This window comes from Yoonia sp. (assembly GCF_036007805.1).
Taxonomy (GTDB): domain Bacteria; phylum Pseudomonadota; class Alphaproteobacteria; order Rhodobacterales; family Rhodobacteraceae; genus Yoonia.
In genome coordinates this window covers 1-2,500 of the sequence record NZ_DASYOK010000188.1, presented here as the reverse complement: position 1 = coordinate 2,500, position 2,500 = coordinate 1, and the positions used below count along the sequence as shown (strand labels likewise).

3 protein-coding genes and 1 pseudogene are annotated in these 2,500 nt (G+C 57.8%); 1 reads left to right on the top strand and 3 read right to left on the bottom strand.

Annotated features, from left to right (window positions below; genetic code table 11):
• Positions 1-345: pseudogene (locus VGP75_RS10885) on the top strand (NYN domain-containing protein); the annotation flags it as partial.
• Here VGP75_RS10885 and VGP75_RS10880 read toward each other — a convergent pair.
• The 3 genes from VGP75_RS10880 to VGP75_RS10870 all read right to left on the bottom strand — a co-directional run.
• Positions 319-783 carry a pyridoxamine 5'-phosphate oxidase family protein gene (locus VGP75_RS10880; protein ID WP_327543686.1) on the bottom strand — a complete coding sequence of 155 codons (465 nt, stop codon included), beginning with the start codon at positions 781-783 and terminating at the stop codon, positions 319-321. The pseudogene VGP75_RS10885 and the gene VGP75_RS10880 overlap by 27 nt on opposite strands.
• Complete coding sequence (locus tag VGP75_RS10875) at positions 783-1,211, bottom strand: excinuclease ABC subunit B (protein ID WP_327543685.1); 429 nt, start codon at positions 1,209-1,211, stop codon at positions 783-785. The genes VGP75_RS10880 and VGP75_RS10875 overlap by 1 nt, the downstream gene beginning before the upstream one ends.
• Positions 1,212-1,553: 342 nt before the next feature.
• The coding region (locus VGP75_RS10870; RefSeq protein WP_327543684.1) for a trypsin-like peptidase domain-containing protein at positions 1,554-2,500 on the bottom strand (947 nt) is incomplete at its 5' end.

Genomic DNA, 2,500 nt, shown 5'->3' with positions numbered 1-2,500 from the left:
GTGCTGCGCAGCCTTGAACGCGCAGGCTATACGCCGATTGTGTTCTTCGATGCGAGCGTCGGCTATGTGCTTGACGATCATTATTATGACGAGGCGGCACTGGCCCCGCTTTTGGGTATCCCGCAGGAGCATATCTGCGTTGTTAACAAAGGCGTCATAGCGGATGTGTCGATCCTGTCGATGGCCACGGATCATGGCCTGCGTGTTGTCAGCAATGACAAATACCGCGACTGGCGGGTCCAGTTTCCGCATGCCGCGAAGAAGGGTGTTCTGCTTGACGGCACATGGCGGGACGGCACGATTGTCTGGCGGGGAAAACTAAACGCGCAGGTCGTCCGCGCCTAGGGTGAACGCCTTGCCGAAACCGCCGTTGAGATGCGCCTCGGACACCGCCAGTGCGTACATCCTGAAGTCGCTGAAATCATAGTATAATTGCGCTTTAGGGATGGCCTTCAACCACGTCGTTTTGTGGGAAGGTTTATCCACCTCGTGTGCTGTGCAGATCAGTGTCATGCGCGGATGTGTGAGGGGATCACCCTTGGCACCCGGCTCACCGATCAGCGCAGCACAGGCCGGGTTTTTGGCAAGCGCCTTGGTGTGCAGTGAGAGTGTCGAGACCAGCGTCAGAAGCGCGCCTTCATGCCATAGCATCGCTGTGCGGGCGACGTAGGGTGCGCCGCTCTCGGGGTGGGTCACAGCGAGGGCGGCGAAGCGGGTGTTTTGCAGCAGTTTCTGGGCCAGTGCGCGGGCGCTATCGTCGGTCGGGTTGATCGGGTCGGTCATCACGCGAGGTTGGCGGCGGGGCAGTTGCGAAAGGCGGTCATGGCGGGGCCGATCCCGTCCAGATCAAAGCCGACGGTTGTGTCACCCAGTATCGCGTAGGCGCGGGCGTTGAACTCTAACCCGTCGAGAACATTGCCAAATCCACGGTCCTTGACGGTAAGGCTGCGGCCATCGGGGCTGACGCTATGGCGGTCTGTCTGGATGCTGATCGGGCGGTCATTGGCGAAGGCCATGCCGAAGACCGGATCACCGGACCAGCGCCCTTGGGGCAGGGTCACGGTGACCGCATATTCGGTGATTGCAGGGTCGTAGGTGACGGTGATTTCGCCTGCCTCTTGCGTGTCGGTCAGGGTGCAGATCGGGGAGGCCGAAAACTCCCACGCGGCGGCGGGTGAGGCGAGAAGGAGGAAGGCGAGAGCGGTGCGCATGAGGGGGATGTAGGCGGCGCGCGGCGGCGGGCAAGGCCACAGCGGTGCAACGCGCGGTGGGGGTTTGGGGGCGATTGCGGCGGTGACGCAGGGACTCACCTGTTAACGCAGGGTTTTGCAGGGGATGGGGGCGTATGCAATGCGTACACAAGCCGTACACAACCCGTATGTACGCGGTGTACGGTTTGGGCGGGTTAAGGCCGCGTGCGGTGGGATGTGTGAATGGGGGGTTAAGGTTTTGGGGGGCGTTGAGGTCCAGGATCAAGTCCGGGACTGCGTGGGGGTAGGGTGGGTGAAACCCACGGGGTTGCGGCGCGTGGGTTTCACCCACCCTACACGTGGTCATTTACGAATAAACGGACTCTCAGGTGTGTTTGTGTTATTCAGGATATCGCTGAGTATCGATGCTTTCCACACCCGTCCAAGTTGGAAGCCATCTTTCTCATCACCTTCGCGACCAGCATAAACACCGAGGAACTTTGTCCAGTGAGCAAAGAATTGCGGCGAGGCAGTTTCACTAAACGGGCGCCCTTCGATTGAAAAGTTACCCAACATTTTCGCGAAAACGGGCGCCCCTGAAAGCCCTTCGCGTGTAGCTGAATCGCAGAGAAATATTGGCATACCGTCGAGTTCTAATTCAGGTTCAGAAGCTATTGAACCCCGCTTCCAAATTGGGGTTCCTTCACTGCCACCAAGCGCCTCGGGATATCCTACGATGAAACAATCAGTCCCAGCTTCTGGTTGCCAATGATCATATTGGGATTTGTCGTTTACGCAGTGAATCTGATCGGGGAAATCAGAAATTTTCAAGGCGACGACATCGATGAAAGAGCCCTTTGGATGTTCATGCCAGTCCGGTTTGCCATCTTTCCATAAGTGGTATTCGATAGCTCGATTTGCATAGGTCTGCGCATCATCTGCCACGCCTTCGCTAGGTACACGAAAGAGTACTTGAAGTCCGACAGGATCAAATCCATCGCTTAGCGGTTCGTTTGTTCCGTCTCTGCCAGTCACACAATGGCGATTAGTGATTAGGAAGGGAACATCGCCGTGCCGCCAGAAAAAACCCGAGCTCCAACGCTTTCGAACAATTTCACCTATGTCGTTCCTTGCGATCGCACAGAGTTGAGCGATACATTTTGATTCATAAGATACCGAAGCGATCTTTGTCACCGCTTCCCCCCATACCTGCTTTTCCCACCGCGCATTCCGCCTCGGCCACCCGTACTCCGCCCTGACGCCTTCTGCGCGTCGTCGACTGCGCGCTCCACCGCCTGTTGCCGTGCCAG